Here is a 21,795-nt window from a genome sequence, read left to right on the forward strand (position 1 = left end):
CAGCAGCTTCCGCCACAAAAACGTCAAACTCTGCCCGTTGTGCATCATTGCCCATTGGGCAATAATATACTTATACAATTGTTGCCCATTGGGCAACGACCGAAGAGAGGTGAAGGCACGCGGCCGGTCTACGATGAACAAGCAAAGCTTGCGTGATGTCAAAAGAGAAGCAACGGCTAATGCGCTTGCGGAGGCGGCATTTGATCTCGCGATGGAACGCGGGATGGACAGTTTTGTAGTGGAGGATGTTGTGCAGCGCGCAGGATATTCGAGAAGAACGTTTGCGAATCATTTTTCCTGCAAGGAAGAAGCTGTTGTTATGGGGGCTTCCGCCTTCAATAACGTGGATGAGGTGCAGCAGCTCATCGAGAGCTTGACGGAGAACTCCACTCCGCTTGAAGTTATGGAGCATCTGGTCCGGATGGAGCTTACCGCTGGCCTGTTTAAAAAAACGCGCGAGCTCGTAAAGCTATCCAAACAGCACCCTACCCTGGAGCCTTACATTCTCAGCGCTCTTCATAGCCATCAAGGCCTTGCCGAGCAATTGCTGCTCGATTTGTTCGAAGACAACTATGCTAAGGGCTACATTCAGCTGCTCGTTGGCGCTTCTTACGGCGCCGCGCTTCCGATGCTGTATGGCAGCGGCAACATCCTGTTTCCGGGTCAATCAAGCGAAGAGTCGCCGGACTCTATCCCGCTCGATCAATATTTAGACGACATGTTTAACTACTTGAAAAACGGTTTTTAGATTTTATTCCCTATATAAAAGGAGAACCACACTGTTATGTCGACTTTCCTGTACAAAATAGGCAAAACCGCTTATAACAAGCCTTGGCATTTTATCATTGCGTGGATCGCCATTCTTGGCGTTGTTGGTGCCTTGATCGGCATTAACGGCATTCACACCAGCTCCGAAATGAAGATCAAGGGCACGGAAGCGCAAAAGGTATTGGATCAGCTCGCAAAAGAACTGCCGGAAGCTTCCGGCGGGCAAGCAAGCGTTGTATTTACCGCGCCGAAAGGCGAACGGCTGGATACGCCCGATCGTATTGCAGCGATTACGAAAGCTATTAACGATGTGTACGGCATTGAATATGTCATTAATCCGGCTGAAGCAGCTGCCGCGGCAGGCGCAACGGCAACGGATGCGGCTCAATCCGGCAATGCAGCTGCCGGCAGCGAGCAGCAAAACGCTCAGCAAAGCGCCACGCAGACCGATCCATCTCAAGCGGCTGCGGCTGCTCCATACGGTCCGTTGATTGTTGAAGGCAATCCGGTACCCGGCGTTATGATTTCAGCTGACGGCAACGTCGCTTTGTTCCAATTCCAATTCACCGTTCAGCAAATGTCCCTTCCGCAAGAGGTAATCGACACTGTCGTGGATGATGTTACGGCTGTTGAGCAAGCAAACCTGGGCATCAAAGCCCTGCCAAGCGATACGCTTGTAGGCAAACCGGCAATCGGAGCTACCGAAGGAATTGGTATCGTTGTTGCCGCGGTTGTTCTGTTTATAACGCTTGGTTCTGTTGTTGCAGCCGGTCTTCCGCTTATTACCGCACTTCTTGGCGTAGGCATCAGCGTAGGCGGAGCTTATTCTCTCTCCAAATTTATTCCGATGACCGATATCACGCCTGCGCTTGCCATGATGGTTGGTCTGGCCGTCGGTATCGACTATTCCCTGTTTATCGTAAACCGCCAGCGCCGCATGATCCTGGATCAGGGTCTTAGCGCCCGCGAAGCGGCAAGCCGTGCGGTTGGTACGGCGGGCAGCGCGGTATTTTTCGCGGGGTTAACCGTTATTATCGCGTTATGCGGCATGGTTGTTATGAATATCGACTTCCTGACCGCTATGGCGCTTGTTGCTGCGGCAAGTGTCTTCATTAACGTCCTTGTAGCCTTGACCTTGCTTCCGGCATTGCTTGGTCTGGTTGGCGAACGGATCGTCTCCGAGAAAGCGCGGAAGAAAAACAACGAACAAGCGGGTGTTGCCCGTCAAGGTACGGCTCATCGCTGGGCAAGCGGAGTTGTACGACGCCGCTGGCTTGTGATTGTAGGCGTGATTGTTATTCTTGGAGCCGCATCCATTCCGGCAGCCAACATGAAATTAGGTATGCCTTCCGGAGATACCGCAAATCTGGATACGCCGGCTAGACAAAGCTTTGACGCGATCTCGGCTGGTTTTGGCAAAGGCTTTAACTCGCCGCTTCTGCTCGTTGCCGAGCCTGCAAGCTCCTCCGACAAGGTTACGCCTGAACTTCTCGGCAAGCTTGTGCAGGATATCCAACAGCATGACGATGTTGCGGTTGTTACGCCAATGGGCATTAACAAGACCGGCGATATCGGGATTATCAGCGTAATTCCGAAATCGGGTCCTACGGACGACGAGACCAAAAAGCTCGTAAAAGAGCTACGCGATCAAGACTCCAGCATCTCGCAATCTAACAAAGTGACGCTTGGCGTTACCGGCTTCACCGCGATTAACATCGATATGTCGGCAAAGCTGGCTGAGGTATTCCCGCTCTATATCGGCATCATTCTGATCTTGTCGCTGATCATTCTGCTGCTCGTATTCCGGTCCATTATCGTTCCGGTGAAAGCAACTATCGGCTTCCTGCTTAGTATCCTCGCTACCTTCGGGATTACAACTGCAGTGTTCCAATGGGGCTGGCTGCATGATCTGTTCGGCTTTGATACCGGCGGCCCGCTTCTCAGCTTTATGCCGATTATGGTATCCGGCATCCTGTACGGCCTTGCGATGGACTATCAAGTCTTCCTTGTCAGCTCCATGCGGGAAGCTTATGTCCACGGACATAAAGGAACAACTAGCGTGGTTGATGGCTATAAGCAAGCAAGCCGCGTCGTTGTGGCGGCAGCCGTTATCATGGTATCCGTCTTCGCCGGGTTCATTCTGACCGAAGATATTATGTTGAAGCAAATCGGCTTTGCTCTCACCATCGGTATTCTTATTGACGCATTCTTCGTCCGCATGGCGCTTGTTCCGGCCATTATGGCGGTGTTTGGCGACAAAGCATGGGGTATGCCGAAATGGCTGGACCGCATTCTTCCAAACCTGGACGTTGAAGGCGACAAGCTGATTGCGGAGCTTAACAAATCGTCGAATCCGAATGGCCATAAAGAATTAAAGAAGGCTAAACCAAGCCGGGCGCATTAGAAGAAAATCAAGAAAGGACCGCTGCCAGCAGCGGTCCTTTCTTTTATACTTATAAGTTATTCGGCTAAAATTAGCTCTTTATATTTTGCGTATTCATTCAGGGCAAGTTGCTGGCCGCTTTGCGACCGATTTACTCCAAAAAACAAAGGACTGGTATATGAGCTTGTTGGTTTTGAGCCGGTAGCAAAGCTCTTTAAATCCTTCTCTAAGTTAGCTATAGATTCTTTATAATATTGAATGGCCTCACCATAATAATCCAGTATTTCTTGAACCTTTTCAATTGAAATTCCGTAGCTGATTAATTTAGGACCGATCGTATTTATATAGTCGGATTGTTCTTTATATTCATCCGTATATTTAGAGGTTAATTCTGAAATCCCATCCGTATTACTGATACCTATTACCTGCGTACGGAGATATACGGAACGTACACGATCGTCCATATCATTCAAGCTTTTACCCAAATCGGATAATTGCTTATAAAAGTCGGCCGCCAGAAAATAAGCTTTTAGTTGAGTATCTCCATTCTCGTCATTTTGCATATTTTTTTGGATTGCGACCGTATTATTTGCGGCATCCCAGGAGTAATTAACTCCAGCTTCCTTAAGCATATAGATAGGAACCATTGTGCGATTAGACATACTGATTGCAGGTGTATCTGTTGCTTTAATCACGTTGCCGTTTACGGTGAGCCTGATAACATCATATCCTTTATATTTCCCCCATGCTGTCGCCGCACTTACAACACCTGCTGATACAGTCATAATGGCTAATGCCAAAAATGCGATTTTCTTTTTCAACACAAACATCTCTCCTATTTCTATTGTCTCTATTACTTTTCGTCTTCCTGAGTTCAATTTATTAATAACCTGACGAAAAAAACAAAAAGAGCCGGCCCCGGTTCAAAACCGAAGCCAGCATATTTTATGAAACACAGTTTACTTCACCGTAATCATGGTATATACGCTTGTGTTGTAATGACTGTTAACGACCGCTTCGTCCAGCGAAAACAAACAAATGGCCTCGATTAAATAGTTCCCCGGAGGTAAAATAAGTTCTTTCTCGGAGTAAAACTCCCGCCAGAAATCCGCCTTAGGATCATCGCTGTCATAGCCGCCACTCTTGAAGAAAGGATAGTCAACCGTCTTGCCCTTTAATAACTTCGTTGTCGTCATTTCCGTCGTATTGACTCCCTGCATCTCAAAATCCAAACCATCCGTAATAATGAACCCTACAATTGTGTGCCCGCCCCAGACGGTAAATGAATCGTCTTCTCCAACGTACGTCAGACTAGCGGAATACGGAATGGGTTCATTAGCAGCAAAGGACGTTTTCTCGATATTCAGCTTAAACTCGAACATGTCGTCCTTGTGCACAAGCTTTGGATGATTCATCCTCTCTTCTATGTCAGCGTCGATTTCCTTCTCCTGCGCCTTGCCCCCGCATGCGGTAAGCAGAAGGATGAACAGAAGTACAATACCCGCTCTCATAACGTTCTCCCCCATTCACCCTTTCCAAAACAGACGGGGAGCGTAAGCAAAAGGTTACATCATGCCGCCTTACAACCCGCGGTTGTAATCGTATTCAATCGCTTGCAGAAAAGCCCGGGCAAGCACCGCATGGCCCGACATATTGGGATGAACCCGGTCCCAGGCGAGAGTTGCCGGATAAATATGACCAAGCACCTTGTTAAACGCCGCCTGGGTATCCACGAAACGGGCATCGAACTTGGATGCCAGCTTTTGGACAACCCGACCGTATTGATCCATCGTTCTGCGCATCGGATCCGCTTCGTTCGGCTCAAGATAGAATGGAGTCATTAACACAAGCCCTTGCAGTGTTGGTCTCGTACGCTCCACCAATGCCTCCAGCTTCTCTTCATATTCGTCTATGTAGACATGCTGCTCGGTCTGGGCGGGCAAATCATATTGCCTCCAAATATCGTTTGTGCCGATCATAATAGACAGCCAGTCCGGCTTCAGTTCCAGCACATCCGTTTCCCAGCGGTCCGTTAAATCCCGAACGTTATTGCCGCTTGTTCCCATGTTCACCACGCGGATACCCAGCTCCGGATAAGCTGCGGTCAACAGCGCATCCACCAACGACACATACCCTTTCCCGATGGCGCCAAACAGTCCTTCTCCCCTAGGTCTAGCCCGTTCGCAATCCGTAATCGAGTCTCCGATCATGACCAGCTTCGAATTTTGCCCTAACAACATTCATATGGCCCCCTCTGCCGAACTTTAAGATATTGAAGAATCTACCACATTCATCATACCAAAAAACCGAAAAAGGGCTACTGAAATTCATGCTTAATTAAGCGGAAATGCTTCGCTCTTCGACACATGGATCATCTCGCTTGGATAGAAAGACCGAAAGTACGACTCGACTCTGGAATGAATATCGCTGCGGTACCAATCCGTCAGGTCATGGTCATCAAACAGCTGAGGCATGCCTAAACGCTTGGACCTCTTCCCCATGGAACCATCTCCGATCGTTAGCGTATCGATCCAGATCCGGTCCGCTATTCCTTCCAGTACCTTAGGAAAGTCAGGCGTAAACGGCAGAACCGGAGAGATTGCAGCTTGCGTCATTATCCCGGCGTCATGCACCTCTTTCAGAGCCTTCAGCCGCAGCTTGATACCCGGCGCGTAGGGAGCAAATAACCGCTTCATATCCTCGCGGTCCGTCTCTACCGTCATCGATACTAGAACCTCGCATTTGTCCTTGAGCAACACGATAAGATCGAGGTCCTTCCTAATAAGCGGGCTGCGCGTCTGGATCTGAATCAGATCGGGAGGAGCCTCCAGCATTTCCTGCAAAATCCGCCTTGTAATCCCCGCTTCCCGCTCGATTGGCTGATAAGGATCCGTTGCCGAGGACATAAAGATATTAATCGGCTTATTTTTCCGGCGCAGCTTATTCACTTCGTTCCGGTAAATGTCTGCGGCATTTGTCTTAATGTCCACCCATTCTCCCCATGGGATCTGTTTGAACTTCTGGATCGGCATTTCTCTCACATAGCAATATTTGCAGGCAAACGAACACCCGCTATATGGATTAAGGGAATGGGTAAAGCCGATATCCAAGTAACCCTTTGCTTCGCTTAGAATACTCTTGGAGACGATATCTCTGATCTCGACAGCCATGGCAATCCCCTTTCTTCAAAAAACAAATAAGAACATACGTTCTACCCAATATCATAACTAAACTTCAACTTTTAATCAATCTCTTCTGGAATAATGACCTTTGGGAACGGGTAAACCAACCAAATAAAGAAAATAACAAACATGGATAGGCGGAGGCACGCATGGCAGCAAATCAGAATCACAAATTATCGGTTATTCCTCTTGGCGGAGTTAATGAAATCGGAAAAAACATGTACGTCATCGAATGCGGCGAAGATCTGATCGTTGTAGACTGCGGATCGAAATTTCCGGATGAAAGCTTGCTTGGCATTGATGTGATTATTCCGGATATTACGTATCTCATCGAAAATGAGAACAAAGTCCGCGGCCTTGTCGTCACGCACGGTCATGAAGATCATATTGGCGGAATCCCCTATATTATTAAACAATTAAACATGCCTATTTATGCAACAAGGCTTACGCTTGGTCTAATCAAAGGGAAGCTGAAAGAACATGGTCTGCTGGGTTCAACAACCCTTCATCAGATTGAACCGCAGTCGGAGATTACCTTGGGATCGGTTCCCGTCAGCTTTTTCAGCACTAACCACAGTATTCCGGATTGCCTAGGCATCGTATTCCATACTCCCCAAGGAACGGTGGTCCATACCGGGGATTTCAAATTTGATCTTACTCCGGTTAATAACCAATACGCCGATATTCACAAGATGGCGGAGATCGGGAAAAACGGCGTATTAGCGCTGTTATCCGAAAGCACCAATGCGGAACGTCCGGGCTTTACCCCATCCGAGCGTCTGGTTGGGGCGAATATTCAGGAAGCTTTCTATAATGCGGACGGCATGATTTTTATCACAACATTCGCATCCAATGTCCATCGGCTTCAGCAAATAATTGACGCCTCGGTCAAAACCGACCGAAAAATCGCCCTGGCCGGCAGAAGCATGGTTAATGTGGTGGATATCGCCTCTACGTTGGGCTACCTCAATATGCCTCCCAATATGCTGGTGGACATTGCCGAAGTCAATAAATACAAACGAAATGAAATCACGGTGATGTGCACGGGCAGTCAAGGCGAGCCTATGGCCGCATTGGGGCGGATTGCCAGCGGCAATCATCGGCAGATAGCCGTTCATCCGGGCGATACCGTTATTTTCGCCTCCTCCCCTATTCCGGGGAACGAGCGGAATGTTGCCCGAATCGTGGACAATCTGTTCGAAAGAAAAGCCAAGGTCATTTACGGCTCCGGATCGAGCACCGGCATGCATGTATCCGGACATGCCAGCCAGGAAGAGCTGAAGCTGATGCTTACGCTTATGAAGCCGCAATATTTTATTCCCATACACGGCGAATACCGGATGCTGCACTTGCATCGCGAATTAGCCGAATCCGTTGGGGTAAAAGCAAACAATATCTTTATCCTGAATAACGGCGATGTCGTGGACTTTGCAGGCTCGGAGGCTTTTCACGAAAGAAGCGTTACGAATGGAGATACCTACGTCGACGGGCTAGGGATCGGCGATGTAGGCAACGTGGTGCTGCGCGACCGCAAGGTGCTGTCTGCCGACGGCATTCTCATTATTGTGGTTACGATCGGGAAGAACGACAACAAGATTGTGTCCGGACCGGACATTATTTCCCGCGGTTTCGTATTCGTCAAGGAATCGGAAGGATTAATGGAGGAAGTACACCGGATCACGCTCCAGGAAATGGAACAGCTGCTGGAGAAGGAGAACAAGCTCCATAAGCCTTGGAATCTCTACAAGCAAAGCTTGAAAGAGTCGGTCGGAAAATTCCTGTACGCCAAAACAAAACGCAGACCCATGATACTTCCGATCATTATTCTGGTTTAGCTGGATATACTATTCAGGCCGATTAATATACCGGTTGCACGACATAGAAGAAAGGTGGAGAAACCTATGACATCAAGCCGCGGCCATCAAGGCGCTCATGGAATCGGACAAGTAGAGAAGCAATTAAACCGTCAAGCGCAAGCTGCTGAACAAATGCAAGGCACCAACCAAACCGACCAAGAAGTGCTTGCAGCCAGTCAGGAGCCTTCCTCCGTAATGGAAGAAATCGTCGACACGCATAACGAGTAAAAAGGAATACTGGCAAAAAAGAGTATTTGATCTTTTCGCGATCAAATACTCTTTTCTTCATCCTGATCATTATCCATCTCCACGGGAAAAGTAACGGACACGACGGTCCCTGTTGAACTCGTCTCTATCGTCAGCTCCCCGCCCATTTCAACAATAATTTGCTTGGAGATAAACAGCCCTAAGCCATTACCTGACTGTTTGGTCGTGAAAAACGGCGTAAACAGCTTATCCATCACGTCAGGCGGAATTCCCGGCCCCGAATCCTGAACGAACAAAGTGACGGTATGATCTGCTTCCCGCAGCCCAAGGACCAGTCTGCCTCCCGATTCCATCGCTTCAATGCTGTTCTTGCATAGATTCAAAATGACCTGCTTCAAAAGAGCGACATTGGCTTTAATCGACCTGCCGGCCACAACCCCGTAAGTGTCCATCTGGATATTGTTCATATTCGTATCCACTTGGATGAGGGGAAGAATATCGTTTACCAGCTTCAACATATCGATCGTTTCCATGCTGCTCTCTTTGGGCTTGCGGAGCCATAACATTTCGCTGACCAGGTCGTTAATGCGGGAAAGCTCCGTCTGGATGAGGTCGACATAGCGCTGCTCTTTCTCAATGCCATACCTTTTCAATGTTTCGCCTAACAGCTGAACAAATCCCCGTATGCCCGTCAGCGGATTTCTAATCTCATGCGCCACGCCGACAGCCAATTCGCCAAGCGCCGCATTCATCTCCGACAAGCGCAGCATCTTTTCAATGTTTTTCCGTTCGGAAATATCGACGGCCGTTGCAATAATTCCCGTAACGCGGCCCTGGTTGTAATAAGGGATTAAGGTCTTGTATAAGCTTCTTCCGTGCAGCTCGGTTTCGAAGCTGATCGTTTCCCCTTGAAGAATCCGGTCATAATATTGCCCCTCCGTCTTGTAGAGAGAAGGGAATATTTCCCTGACCGTTTTCCCATAGCTGTTAGCCGTCGTATAACCAAGCTCCTCCGCGATTCTCCCTTCGGCCAGGACGTAATAAAGCTCGCCGTCTTCCCTCTTCTTCATTTGAATCACAAAGCCGTTCACGGAACGAACCGTCTGCAGAAGCTCTTCTTTCATTTCATCGTATTTATTTTTCTCGATGGCTTTCACGATCGAGATATCTCTGCCCGCGATCAGAATACACGGCTTCGCCAAGATGTTGATCAGCTCCAAATTCAGGACGCAGGTCACGATATTATTCTGCCGGTCTCTGACCTCGATCTCTAAATCCTGGATCAATCCGCTCTCCTCCAAAGCCGACATGACATTGTCCCGCTCCACCGCGTTCGTCCAAATCCCCAGATCAAAAACATTAAGCTTAAGCAGCTCTTCGTCACTATAGCCCAACCTTCGAACAACGGAATCGTTGGCGTAAATAAATTCGCCGTCATGGAAGGTCGTAATGCAGACGAATTCCGATCTCATGCTCAAAATCCGGTTTAATAAAAATTGCGTCAGCTCGCTATTTTGATTCACGAACAGTTCATGTTGGAAGTGATCTCTTAGCGACAGCATGGCATCCACCTACATTCCCGTCTTTTTCTAGTAGTGATTATACACTCCTTATGTTAAATCGGAATAGCGGGAAACAAATTTACTGCTATATCGCGAACAAAAAGAGGAGCGTTAGTATCGCTCCTCTGTTAGGCCTTATTAAAGAGATTGCCAGATCTTCTTCAATTGATTGAGCCCCTGCTGAACGCCGAAACGGCATGGCTCCAAGCCTTCGAACTCAACGGAAATATAGCCGTCATAGCCGGAGCTTTTCACAATGCCGAGCACCCGGCGCATGTCGATATCGCCTTGGCCTACAATGGCTCCACGCAAATAATTGCCACGTGCGGAGCGGAACCAGCCGTCTCCAAGGTCGCTTTCGGGATGACGCACATAGAAGTCTTTAATATGTACCATAGCCGCATACTCGATATTATTGGAGACGCCAACAGCCGGATTTTCGTCTACGCAGACGAAGTTGCCGACGTCCAGCGTTGTTTTGAAATTGTCCCGGTCCGTTGCATGCAGGAGAGCCTGGACGCGATCGCTGGCTTGAAGGAAATAACCGTGGTTTTCAACCGTTGTCGTAATTCCCTTCGCAGCCGCGTAATCGGCGATCCGGCGGCAAGCCTCTGCCAGCTTGGGAAGCTCGTTGTTGAAATTTCGGATCGACGTATCCGGCGACGATGCCACGTCGTGGCGCATCAGACCAACGCCAAGCTTCGCCGCAATATCCACTTCCCGCATAACCCGCTCAATCTCTTGCTCGTATTCCGCTTCGCTTTTAACGGCGAAATTGGCTCCTATCAGATAATTGGAGATAACAATGCCCACCTCGTCCGCTTTACGGCGGATGTCATCAATTAATTCCGGATTCTCCGTCAAATTGAAGCCAAGCGGCACAATTTCAACATGCTCGCCGCCAATTTCGGCAATCGTGGCAATGACGTCAATAACGTCCATTTCCCCTGATTGAAGCGCTTGATAGTAGCTATAGGTGCTGATCCCAAATTTCATCGCTGAATCTTCCTCCCCTTTATGGCTGACTCATTCATTCACGTTATAGCCAAGCTAGTTTACCTATCTATCAGAATAATACCATGGTTTGGATATTGCGGATATGGAGGATTGCAGCTCACGCCAAAAACCAACTGGATTCATTTGGAAACCAGTTGGTTTTGATTCGTTACTTTTACGTATTCTCAAGACCTAGACGTTCATATTGCTCGACTGGCGAATCGTTCTCTTTCATCAGCTGTGTCAGCAGCTTTACCATCCTTGCCTCAACCTCCGCATTGTCCAAAGGCTGGGTTTGCCGCGGATCCAATTCGACATCGAATAACAAAGTACCGTATTCATGCAGATTTCCAAAAGTCTTTGCCGGAATGCGGAGCGTTTTGATGCCTTTCGTAAATGTAAATGGCTTGGCCAGCTCCAATTGCTGCAGCTCATTCGGATGGAACCGGCTGCGCATATGCGTAGGCATCAACGTGTAATCGTACAGCGGCGTATTGTCTTTGGACGCCGCCGCCTTCATATACACATAACGGCCGTCCGTCACGTTAACATGCCCGCCGTGGATGCCGAACAACGCTGCTTCGCGAACCGGCTCGTCTTTCTCAATCGTATAACGCAATGGCTTCCCTTGCATATCCTTCGGCAGCTCCACTTGGAAGAAGTCGAGCAGCGTCGCCGGAAGATCGATGGTCTGCACCAGGCTGTTTCTTCGCTCGCCCTTGACTCCTGTCCGCGGATCCCAGATAAAGAGCGGCGTATGCGCTACTTCATTGTAGAATGGCTGTACGCATTTGGCCCATTGCTCATGCTCGCCCAGCAGGAAACCGTGGTCCGTGTTTACGATCAGCAGCGTATCCTTCCACAGATCAAGGCGGTCCATCGTATCAAGAACTTTCCCTAAATAATGATCGCACATCGTCAGCAAGGCTGCATATTCGTAGCGCATATGCTCTACTTCTTCCGGTGATTCCGTAACCGGACCATACACGGGCCAATCGGCAAGCCGACCCTCATACTCATGCTCGTAGAGCTTCTTGAATTCCTCCGGACTGTAGAAAGGCTCATGCGGGTCAAACGTCTCAAGCTGGAGAAACCAGTTATCTTCCTCATGATTGGTCTCGATAAACTCCAGCCCCCCGGCGAACGTCAACGCCTGCGGAAATTGACCGGCATCTACAATATATTTGCGGTTAATCCGATCCTGACGGTACATTTTGCGGGCAATGGGATGAAGGTTGTTCAGATTGACGCTTTCCGGATTACGAACCTCTCCCTTCCATGGATCTCCTTCTTGGCCTCTGATCAGCTCGAATGACTGATAACGCGGATGATAGGTCCCGCCTCCATCTTCCCAATAATGCTGATGGTCGGTAATTAAATGGGTATACACGCCCGCTTCACCCAATCGTTCGATTGCGGAATCGTCAAAGGGCTCGAGCGGTCCCCAGCTGCGATGCAGGAAATTATATCTTCCCGTATGCAGCTCGCGGCGGGCCGGCATGCAGGGCATGCTCCCGACGTAGCTTTTATCGAACACGACGGTCCGTTCCGCCAATCGCTTGAAATTTGGGGTTCGAATCCAATCCGGCCCGCCATATGCGGATAACATATGCCGATTTAACGTGTCAAACATGACCATAATGGCTTTCATCTATTCCTCATCCTTTCACACTGGACGCCATAACGCTGCGAATGAACTGCTTCTGAAACACGAAGAACATCACGATAATCGGAAGCGATACGAGCAGGGACGCTGCCATGAGCAGGTTGTATTGAACCCCATGCTCGCCTCGGAACACTTGCAGGCCAAGCTGAAGCGTCCGCATCGACTCGCTGTTCGTGTAAATTAACGGATGGAAGAAATCATTCCATACGCTAACGAACTTGAAGATGCCAAGCGTCGCAACCAGCGGCCCGCTCTGCGGCAAATAAATCGTAAAGAATAAACGCAGATAGCCCGCTCCGTCAATAAAAGCCGCTTCGTCAAGCGCCTTCGGAAACTGCAAATAAAACTGACGTGCCATAAAGATACCAAATGCCCCTGCCAACTCGGGTATGATTAGAGCATAATAGCTATCCAGCCAGCCGTTGCCTCCCGAGCCAACAAAGTTATTCCCTCCAAATAGCGGAATCGACTTCATAATCAGAAATTGCGGGATAATGACAACCTGTGCAGGCACCATCATCCCCGCCAGCATGGCCAGGAAGATAGGCTGATTGCCTTTAAAGGAAATACGAGCGAAAGTAAAGCCCGAAAGCGAGTTGATCAGCAGGCTTCCGATTACGACAACAATCGTGACGATGGCGGTATTTTTGAAATAAGTAGGCCAATCCCCCTTCTGCAAAGCTTTCGCATAATTGTCCAGATGCCAGGTTTCCGGCAAGAGACTCATGGCTCCAAGCGAAAATTCGGCATCTCCCTTCATGGAGGTGAAGAAAGCGATCAGAAGCGGTAAGACCGTTATCGCAGAGATCAAGACAAGGACGAAATACGCCATGCCTTGTTCTGTTTTTGTCAGTTTCATTGTTCACCTCTATTCGGCCGACGCATTCCGGCTGCCCACGGCGTATTGAATAACCGTCACAACAAAGGTTGCGGCGAGGAGGAATACGGCCATGGCCGACGCATAGCCCATTTTATACTCCTGAAAGCTTGCCCCTACGATTTGGGTAACGACGGTCGTACTGGAATTGGCCGGACCGCCTCCCGTCAGCACGAAGACAAGATCGAATACCTGGAAAGAACGAATCGTAGCGGTAATAAAAAGGAACAGCGTCATCGGCTTAAGCAGCGGTATTGTAATATGCCAGAACTTGCGTAAGCCGGACGCCCCGTCGAGACTTGCGGCTTCATATAAGCTTTCCGAGATACTCTGAATACCGGAGAGAAAAATAATCATGGCGTAACCGATGCCAACCCAAATCCCAATTAGAATAACGGAGCTTAGCGAAGTCTTCGGGTCCTGCAGCCAGTTGCGGCCTTCCAAACCGATTAACTTAAGGAAGCCGTTAATAGGTCCTTGGCGCGGATCAAACAACCACAACCAGGTCATCGCGACCGCTACGGATGAAATAACCCCAGGCAAATACAAGAATGCCCGAAAAAGGGCGAGCCCCCGAAGCCTCAAGGCCAGCAAGTTAGCCAGGATAAGTCCGATAACCATGCTTGGAATAACTGTACCGATCCAATACAACGCCGTATTTTTCACAGCCCGATGAAAGATTTCGTCTCTCCACAGACGTTCAAAGTTTTTGAAGCCTACCCATTCCGGAGCATTCAGCATCGTATAGTCCGTAAAGCTTAAATAGAGCACCCAAACGATCGGCAGCAAAATAAACAATACGAACAAAACGACGCTTGGGAATATAAGCATATACGGAATGAAGCGGTTTAACCCCTTGTTCATTAGTCGTGCCTCCCGGACAGGGAAAACAGCCCGTTATGACTTTCCGGGCCGCTCTCCTCTTAATCTCCCTTACTTGGCGCTCTCGATCTCCTCTCTTGCCAGATCCGCGTTCGCCTTCAAAGCCTCTTCAACAGGACGGATCCCGTTATAGGCTTCCTCCAGCGCGAGGCGCAAATATTTCACGTTAATTGCCCAATTTCCGGAGGCACCATAGCCTTTCGCGTCGTTTAAAGCCTCAAATGCCGCAGCGTACGCCGGGCCTAGCTTCACATAGTCGTCCTTCAACGATTGAAGCGGCGGAATAGCGCCGGTCTTTGTCGTAAACTCCAATACATTGTCATCCTCGAAGAAGAATTTGATAAACTCCCAGGCTGCTTCCGGATGCTTCGTCTTCTGGGCGGCAGTCAGGAATGTGCCAAGCATCAGCGCTGTTCGTTCCCCTTCGGGACCTGCCGGCGGCAGTGCCCATCCGATGTTCTCTTCCCCAACCGTTTTCCGGAGCTCTGCAATGCCTTGCGCGGAAGTGAAGGATATGGCGGCTTGGCTGTTTTGGAACGGAGTGCCGTTTATCTGCTGCTGGTTCGATGGAATAATGGCGCCGGATTTATATAAATCAACCATCTTTTGCACCAGCTCTATCGATTTTGGCGAATCAAACGTAGGGTTACCATCCGTATCGTAGAAGTCTTCGCCGAGCAAGAACAGCAGCGATAAATACGATTGTTCTCCGTTTGAAGTCTGAATATCAATACCCGCGCGTTCCGTTGTACCGCCATTTACGACCTTAAGCTTTTCTGCAAAATCGAATATTTCGTCAAATGTTTTAGGTGGAGTCTCGGGATCAAGACCGGCTTCCTTGAAGAAATCCTTGCGCCACGCCAATGGCCGAATTTCCGGAAGAAGCAGGCCGTACTGACCGCCCTTATATTGTCCCGCCTCAAGAATATCAGGGAAGAAATCTTTCTCGCCCGCCCACTGATCCTTTTGAATGTATGGCGTTAAATCCAGGTATTTACCTTGATTTACCGTCGAGATGAGCTGACCAAAGCCTAAGCCATGAACGTCTGGCTGCAGACCTCCCGAATAAGCGACCGTCAATTTTTGAAAATAATCCGCCCAAGGGATAAACGTAGGCTCCACATGGATATCGGGATGGGCTTGTTCGAACTTCGTAATGACATCCGTAACCGCCCCTGTCAAAATTTCGTCCGTTCCCGGATACCAGAATTTCAAGGTTACCTTCTCTGACTTTTCCGTACCGTTCGAAGAAGCATTAGCGCTGCTGGCACTGCTCTCCGAATTCCCCGACGAACATGCCGATAAGATAGCTGCCGTTGAGAGCACTACCGCAAGACCAAGCGTAACTTTTTTCATATAGGCTTCCCCCTGCCAATACATAATGTTGAGACAAGCAGCGCGCCATCCGGTTTTCCGGTCTGAAATGCAAGTTCACTATTCCTGCTGGATTACTTGTATTTATGCTTATCAATGTTTAGTATTATAGCATCTAGCCCTTTTCGAGTATTTATCAGAAATGAAGATTAATGTTTCAAAAATACAGATTTTTATAGTTAAGGGGGATTGGGAAATGAACAACTTTATGGAATTCAGCAATCAAAGCTCGCTTGATCATGTCAACATCAACATCCGCTGGCTGAAGGAATGGCGATTAACGGATGTCCATCATCGCCATTTGTTTATTTTTCCATACACCGCCTTTTGGCTCGTCCTGTCCGGCACGGCAACCATTGAGCTGAACCATGTCTCTTACAAGGTGAAGGCCGGCGATATCGTATCGATCCCCTCGAAATCGGCGCAGTCCTGGAAGGAGGTTGGTCAAGATGAGCCTTTCTGCTACTTGTCTCTTGCCTGCGAAGCTACGATTGGCGTCATTGATTTAATCCGGTCCTACAGCTTCCCCCCTATCGTCTCCGATATCCCGCAGGAAGAGATTAATCGGCTCATCGCCGAATGGAGATGCCTCGCGGACGAGTACAACGATTTCATCCAGCTCTTCGACGATAAGGATGTGAAATCCATGGAGAAAGGAAGCGGGTCCTATCCGGTGTTCAAGCTGAATACGGATCAGACGATACGCCATCTCCGGATTCGCGCCAAGGGCACGTTATGGGTGCAATTGCTATGCCAGACGCTCCGGTCCCGCCTGCCCGACGAACCTGTCGCCTTCGATAACCGGGTATTTGAGGTATGCGATTACGTGGAGAAGCGGCTGCATGAACCTCCTACCCTGGATGAGATGGCCGATTTTGTGTCGCTTAGCAAGGAGCAGCTCCGTACTCTCTTTCAAGCCGCTTACGGCATTTCCCCCGTAAAATACGTCCGTCACGTTCGGCTGCAGCGGGCAAGAGACTTGCTTATGCTAACCTCCTATCCCTTGAAGGAGATTGCCAGAATGATCGGTTTCCAGGACCAGCATCACTTCTCGCGGGCATTTCAGCAAGCCGAGAATATATCTCCTCAGGCGTATAGAAAAAGGATTGCTTCGAGGGAGTAAAAGCTTTAGCCAACTTTTCATAAACCGTTCTTAAACTCCTGCGGCGTCATTCCGTATTGGGTCTTAAACAGCTTAATGAAATACTGCGGCTTCTGGTAGCCGACCTCATGCGCGATTTGGCTTATCTTTAAGTCCTTGTGCCTCAACAATTGCACCGCTTTCTCCATTCGCAGCCGAAGCACGTAGTTCGAGAAATTTTCCTTTGTCTCCTGTTTAAACAGGTTGGATACATAGACGGGATGCAGATTGACATGATCGGCCACCGTTTGCAGAGTTATATCCTTTATATTTTCTTGTATGAACCGGCGGATTCGTTCCATCAGGTCAGACCGTATGTTGTCCGAACGGCTGTCGCTATAGGCTTTGATTTGAACATAGCTGCCGAACGCCCATTCCTTTAACGGCTCCACGCTCCAGCCGGCATCAATCTTCAGCATCTTATCGATTTCTCTTCCGAACACTTCGTAAATTCGTTTGCCCTTCTTGTGCAAATAATAAGAATAGGTTTGCAGCAAGGTAACGTAGATTTGCAGCCCGTATTCGCGCGCTCCGCCGCCCGCGCCTTCAAGCTCTACGAATATCCGGTTCAGCTTGCTCTCGAATCCGTTCCATTGCTCCAAATCGATCAATTCCATAAACGTTTGGGAACGATAAAGCTCCGCAAGCGGCTGGATTTCGAAAACCTCTTTTTTTTGCTTCGCGTCAAAAAAGCTTTCGGTCTGGTAGCCGATATAATCGGTGTAGATTGATAATGCAGAATGGTACATGGGCAAAATATCGTTCGGGAACCCGCCCCAGCTGCTAAGCACAACGGAAACCTTCGACTTCAAATAAAGCTTGATCTGATGCTGGGAGAGCCTCGCCAAGTCTTCTATTATCGCAGAGTGGTCTCTGCCTGATTGCACAGACGGATTAGGCTGAACCAGAAAAATCAAATAATCATGCGAATCCTTGCAATACGCCACATGATATTTGTCCGCAAAAACCTCTTCCACAATATTAAACATGGCGTATTCGATCAACGAAAGACTATAGAGATCCGTATTCGAATAGTCTTCCTCAACTCTCATGCACAAGAGAATGGCTTCCTTCTCGGCGGAAAAAGGAAGTCCGTACAATTGAAGCTTGTCCTGCAAAGCCGATAACGGGTAGCTTTTGCCGGATAACAATTCGAACAGGAACATTTCTCTTAATTTGGGCAGGCTTTCGCGGAACCGGTAAGCGAATTTCTGCTGATTGAGCAGCTCGTTTCCTTCTTCCCTAATCCGATCGATAATGGTGCGCAGCGTCTGCTCCAATTCCTCATTCGATACCGGTTTTAATAGATAGTCGCATACCTGCTGCTGAATCGCTTCCCTCGCATATTGAAATTCATCATAGCCGGTTATAATAACCGCCTTCGTATTTTTCCATTTTTCATTGATTCGGGCAATCAATTCAAGTCCGGTCATCCCGTTCATATGAATATCCGTTACCACGATATCGACGGAGCGGTAATTCAGCAGCTCTAGAGCTTCTTCGCCTGAATAGGCCTTGTAGACATTGGAAATCCCCATTTGCTCCCACGGAAGTCCAATGGCCAAGCTGTCAACCAAATGCGTATGATCGTCCACAATCAAAATTTCGTACATGCCTACACACCTTCCTTGCCGCTCCAGCTTAGTTGCACGCATAGTCCGCCTAACTCCGATTTGCTGAGATGTACGCCCGAATCGCTGCCGTACATTAACCGCAGGCGTTGGTGAACGTTTTTCAGACCGGATTCAATTTCCTCGCTGCTCGAATGAATCTTCTTGCGCATCGATTCAATCGTTTCGTAATCGCCCCCAGTGCCATTGTCCTCCACCGCTACATGGTTCATTCCTTCTTCGCTCCAGCATCTAATGCGGATCATGCCGAATTCGGATTGGTTATTGAACGAATGCAGGATGACATTCTCTACAAGCGGCTGTACGATTAACCGCGGAACTTCGAGCTCAGCGAGCTGCGGCTCAATCTCGATCTGATATTCGAAGTCATCCCTCAGCATGCAATGAATTTCCAGATAGAAATGGATCAAGTCCAGCTCCTCTTGCAGCCTCACCATTTTGCTTCCCGTCTTAGTCGTATACCGGTAATACTTGCTTAAGTTCATGGTCATCGAGATAGCGGCTTTATTTTCCTTGAGCTCTATCATGCTTTTGATATAAGCAAGCGTGTTGTACAAAAAATGCGGATTGATCTGCGACTGCAGCTGCTTCAGCGTTGCATCCTTGGACCTGAGCTGTTCCTTGTATACATCTACGATCAGCTCCTCGATCTTGGAGGCCATGGAGTTAAATCTGTCGTACAGAAACCGGTATTCCCCCTTGGGCTTATCCGTCATCCTTACGGAATAAATCCCTTTCTCGATCAGATTCATGTTCCGGATCATCTTCCGAAACGGAATTTGAATGTTGCGGTACATCACGAAAGCCAGATAAGCCCCCATGAACAGAAGCATGCCGCTTATGAGGTAAAACATGGTCTGGTTCCGGCTGATCGGCGCCATGATATGGCTGATCGGTACATAGTCGACGAGATACCAGCCAAGCGATTCCAGCTTCTGATAATGAACCTGATACTTCGTTTTGTCGGATCGAAGAAGCATGTACCCGCTTTCCGTTGAAGGATCGATCTCCTTAAGCCGGGGAAGAAATTCGTCGATTTGTTTTACGTTAACCGAATAATTATAGATAGGGTCCGCTCCGGGATGGTACAGGAACGGATCGCCCGAGCCATTCGCTTTGAATTCCGACAAGGCGCTTCGAAGCGCGGACACGCCGAATTTAAGCACAACCCGCATACGCGCCTCGCCCGTCTCCGCCGAGTTCTCGGGATAAGACAAGATTTCCATGAAATAATCCTCGTTAGAATCGGAATAGTACTGCCAAAAGGTATCCTGCAGGGGAAACTCCTTCGGAAGCGCATTCAAGCTGGAGTTGCTTTTGATGACGATACCGGTCTTGGGATAGAGAACCGCAATGACGGCTTTCCAATCGCCGTAACCGGCAAGCCGGTTAATTTCTTCCGAGACGGTTCGATTAACTCTGTATTTGCCCAGCACATCGTCCAATAAATCGGGATACGCTAAATTTCGCACGTCCGTGCTTTCGTACAGCATTTTCTTATACGTATCCAGCCGGAAGAACAATTGGTCGAGCTGATTGGCGAACGTTTCGATCTGATACCGCTTCACCTTTATAATTTCATCGGTCAACACATCCGTGCTTGTTCGGTTCGACACCGCAAACAGGAGCAGGATCGGGATAAGTAAAATCAACAACGTAGCGATCAATTTGGTAAATATGTTGAATCTGCTCATGACTGATCGTCCTCTCAGCCTCTTGCTCATGGCATTTAATGCTGGCGTTGAAATTCGGAGAACTGCTTTTTCAATTCGGCAAAAACAATATCAAAGCCCGCTTTCTTGAGAGCTGCGAGGGCATCGTCATAATATTGGTCGTAACTGGCTATCCCGAAGTTGATAGGCTCGAATTTTTCTTTATAGACCGCCATCACTTGCGCGATCTCGTTCTTAACGGGAGCTTCGTTGAAGTGGAATCCGGATAGCTTGGAGATGCGGGAATTCTCGTCGTTCGCAAGCATATCCTCGATCACGTCATCCTCTACGTTAGCCGGAGCGATAAAATAATCCTTGTTCCGCCACATCCATTCATACATCAGCTGATCATTAGTCAATTGCTTGATTTTACCGTTATCCAGCACATAATCCTTTCCTTCAACCCCGTAAATAATAAAGTTGTAATTTTCTTTGCTTTGCAAAATCCAATTCATAAACATCATCGCGCGTTCCGGATTTTTCGACGCGGAAGTAATCATAAACGCTTCATTGCTTGGCGTCGTAATATACTTGGGCTTCTCTTTCGCCAGATAGTACTCGCGGAGCCTCGCTTCCGGATCGGCATTCCGCGCCGTTTGCAGATTTTCCATCGCCCGGGAAACAGCGCCCACGCGGAAAAGAAGCTTGCCCGCATTCTCCTGATCGATCTTCGCAGCCGGATTCCCCACGAGGTTCATGTCGATAATCCCCTTGTTCACCCAGGACTCGCGTAAATGAGCTACTTTCTTGTACAGATCGGACTCCACGTAGCTGAGCAGCTCTCCCGAATCCTCGTCCACCATAAACAGCATTCTCTCGTCCAAGGAAGAATAGTTCCGGTCCGTCAACTCTCGCCATAACAATTCATGCCCGCGGTCGGTTTCCAAATAGCCGTAATAGCTCGGATCTATCGCGTGCATGCGTTGATAGAATTGTTCCAGATCCGCTATCGTCTCAATGTCCGTCATGCCGACCTTCTCCAGCAAGTCCTGACGGACCATGACGGAGGAGAATTTCCCGGCGGATGTAAATGCCTGAGAGGGTATCGCCCAAAGCTTCCCGTCGATCCGGTTCTGCTTGAAATTATCCTCGGGTATATGTTTAACAAGATCCTGCCCGTATTGGCCAAGAAGCTCATCTAACGGCTGAATATAGCCTTTGCTGTAATAAACGGAGACGAACGGCGCGCCATACCAGAACAAGTCGTAATCTTCTCCGGTGGATAGGGCCAGCTCCAATTTTTGCTGGTAATTGGACCATGGAATATAAGTCAATTCCAAGTTCATGTTCAAATCTTTCTTGAGCCGGTCGTTCAGTTCATTCTCGACAAAATCGCCCATGCGAGACGACTGGTCTCCAGGCATAATCACCTTCAGCGTGACAAAGGATTCCGGTACGTCTTTTCCCGCGTTATCCGCTGTATCGGAATGAAGGGGTCCTGGCGATTGGGAGGAGTCAAGGTTTATATAATGGCTGAATAAGGCGAATAAGAGAGATAAGAAAAGTATCGCAACGGTACCGATCACAGCACGCTTCATCTTTGTAAGGCTTCCCCTTC

Annotated in this window: 18 protein-coding genes; 5 read left to right on the forward strand and 13 right to left on the reverse strand. The window is 48.7% G+C overall.

The window, feature by feature from the left end; translation table 11 throughout:
- Nucleotides 1–133: 133 nt before the first annotated feature.
- Nucleotides 134–748, forward strand: a complete 615-nt coding sequence (locus tag ACR9FF_RS25375) for a TetR/AcrR family transcriptional regulator (protein ID WP_435166101.1) — start codon at nucleotides 134–136, stop codon at nucleotides 746–748.
- A gap of 36 nt (nucleotides 749–784) precedes the next feature.
- The gene (locus ACR9FF_RS25380) at nucleotides 785–3,172 is read left to right on the forward strand and encodes an MMPL family transporter (protein WP_435166104.1); all 2,388 of its coding nucleotides are present in this window, start codon (nucleotides 785–787) and stop codon (nucleotides 3,170–3,172) included.
- A gap of 56 nt (nucleotides 3,173–3,228) precedes the next feature.
- On the opposite strand, the gene ACR9FF_RS25385 is transcribed toward ACR9FF_RS25380, so the two are convergent.
- From ACR9FF_RS25385 to ACR9FF_RS25400, 4 genes are all read right to left on the reverse strand, one after another.
- Nucleotides 3,229–3,975 (reverse strand): stalk domain-containing protein, encoded by a 747-nt coding sequence (locus ACR9FF_RS25385; RefSeq protein ID WP_435166107.1) that lies wholly within the window; start codon nucleotides 3,973–3,975, stop codon nucleotides 3,229–3,231.
- A gap of 135 nt (nucleotides 3,976–4,110) precedes the next feature.
- Nucleotides 4,111–4,662 (reverse strand): hypothetical protein, encoded by a 552-nt coding sequence (locus tag ACR9FF_RS25390; RefSeq protein ID WP_435166110.1) that lies wholly within the window; start codon nucleotides 4,660–4,662, stop codon nucleotides 4,111–4,113.
- A gap of 69 nt (nucleotides 4,663–4,731) precedes the next feature.
- Entirely contained in the window at nucleotides 4,732–5,391 is a 660-nt protein-coding gene (locus ACR9FF_RS25395; protein ID WP_435166112.1) for an SGNH/GDSL hydrolase family protein, read from the reverse strand.
- 93 nt (nucleotides 5,392–5,484) lie between these two features.
- Nucleotides 5,485–6,321, reverse strand: a complete 837-nt coding sequence (locus ACR9FF_RS25400; RefSeq protein WP_435166115.1) for a radical SAM protein — start codon at nucleotides 6,319–6,321, stop codon at nucleotides 5,485–5,487.
- Nucleotides 6,322–6,482: 161 nt separating this feature from the next.
- Here ACR9FF_RS25400 and ACR9FF_RS25405 point away from each other — a divergent pair, with 161 nt between their 5' ends.
- Together ACR9FF_RS25405 and ACR9FF_RS25410 are read left to right on the forward strand one after the other, a co-directional pair.
- Complete coding sequence (locus tag ACR9FF_RS25405) at nucleotides 6,483–8,168, forward strand: ribonuclease J (protein WP_201008237.1); 1,686 nt, start codon at nucleotides 6,483–6,485, stop codon at nucleotides 8,166–8,168.
- A 66-nt stretch (nucleotides 8,169–8,234) separates the two neighbouring features.
- Nucleotides 8,235–8,417 (forward strand): hypothetical protein, encoded by a 183-nt coding sequence (locus ACR9FF_RS25410; RefSeq protein WP_435166118.1) that lies wholly within the window; start codon nucleotides 8,235–8,237, stop codon nucleotides 8,415–8,417.
- 41 nt (nucleotides 8,418–8,458) lie between these two features.
- Here the strand turns inward: ACR9FF_RS25410 and ACR9FF_RS25415 are convergent, their stop codons facing one another.
- From ACR9FF_RS25415 to ACR9FF_RS25440, 6 genes are all read right to left on the reverse strand, one after another.
- Nucleotides 8,459–9,958: an ATP-binding protein gene (locus ACR9FF_RS25415; RefSeq protein WP_435166121.1), complete on the reverse strand. Its 1,500-nt coding sequence runs from the start codon at nucleotides 9,956–9,958 to the stop codon at nucleotides 8,459–8,461.
- A 138-nt stretch (nucleotides 9,959–10,096) separates the two neighbouring features.
- Complete coding sequence (locus ACR9FF_RS25420; protein WP_435166124.1) at nucleotides 10,097–10,954, reverse strand: sugar phosphate isomerase/epimerase family protein; 858 nt, start codon at nucleotides 10,952–10,954, stop codon at nucleotides 10,097–10,099.
- 175 nt (nucleotides 10,955–11,129) lie between these two features.
- The gene (locus ACR9FF_RS25425; protein WP_435166127.1) at nucleotides 11,130–12,605 is read right to left on the reverse strand and encodes a sulfatase; all 1,476 of its coding nucleotides are present in this window, start codon (nucleotides 12,603–12,605) and stop codon (nucleotides 11,130–11,132) included.
- 7 nt (nucleotides 12,606–12,612) lie between these two features.
- Entirely contained in the window at nucleotides 12,613–13,479 is an 867-nt protein-coding gene (locus tag ACR9FF_RS25430; protein WP_435166130.1) for a carbohydrate ABC transporter permease, read from the reverse strand.
- Between the two features lie 9 nt (nucleotides 13,480–13,488).
- Nucleotides 13,489–14,361, reverse strand: coding sequence for a carbohydrate ABC transporter permease (locus ACR9FF_RS25435; RefSeq protein ID WP_435166133.1), 873 nt, complete (start codon nucleotides 14,359–14,361; stop codon nucleotides 13,489–13,491).
- Between the two features lie 69 nt (nucleotides 14,362–14,430).
- Entirely contained in the window at nucleotides 14,431–15,735 is a 1,305-nt protein-coding gene (locus tag ACR9FF_RS25440) for an ABC transporter substrate-binding protein (RefSeq protein ID WP_435166136.1), read from the reverse strand.
- Between the two features lie 214 nt (nucleotides 15,736–15,949).
- Here ACR9FF_RS25440 and ACR9FF_RS25445 point away from each other — a divergent pair, with 214 nt between their 5' ends.
- A complete protein-coding gene (locus ACR9FF_RS25445; RefSeq protein WP_435166139.1) occupies nucleotides 15,950–16,876 on the forward strand; it encodes a helix-turn-helix domain-containing protein in 927 nt (308 codons plus the stop codon).
- A 17-nt stretch (nucleotides 16,877–16,893) separates the two neighbouring features.
- On the opposite strand, the gene ACR9FF_RS25450 is transcribed toward ACR9FF_RS25445, so the two are convergent.
- From ACR9FF_RS25450 to ACR9FF_RS25460, 3 genes are read right to left on the reverse strand one after another with little or no spacing between them, the layout of a single operon-like run.
- On the reverse strand, nucleotides 16,894–18,549 hold the full coding sequence (locus tag ACR9FF_RS25450) for a response regulator transcription factor (RefSeq protein ID WP_435166142.1): 1,656 nt from the start codon (nucleotides 18,547–18,549) through the stop codon (nucleotides 16,894–16,896).
- Entirely contained in the window at nucleotides 18,510–20,219 is a 1,710-nt protein-coding gene (locus tag ACR9FF_RS25455; RefSeq protein WP_435166145.1) for a sensor histidine kinase, read from the reverse strand. The genes ACR9FF_RS25450 and ACR9FF_RS25455 overlap by 40 nt, the downstream gene beginning before the upstream one ends.
- A gap of 35 nt (nucleotides 20,220–20,254) precedes the next feature.
- Nucleotides 20,255–21,775: an ABC transporter substrate-binding protein gene (locus ACR9FF_RS25460; RefSeq protein ID WP_201008243.1), complete on the reverse strand. Its 1,521-nt coding sequence runs from the start codon at nucleotides 21,773–21,775 to the stop codon at nucleotides 20,255–20,257.
- Nucleotides 21,776–21,795 lie beyond the last annotated feature (20 nt).

This window comes from Paenibacillus glycanilyticus (genome assembly GCF_051200795.1).
GTDB lineage: Bacteria > Bacillota > Bacilli > Paenibacillales > Paenibacillaceae > Pristimantibacillus > Pristimantibacillus glycanilyticus.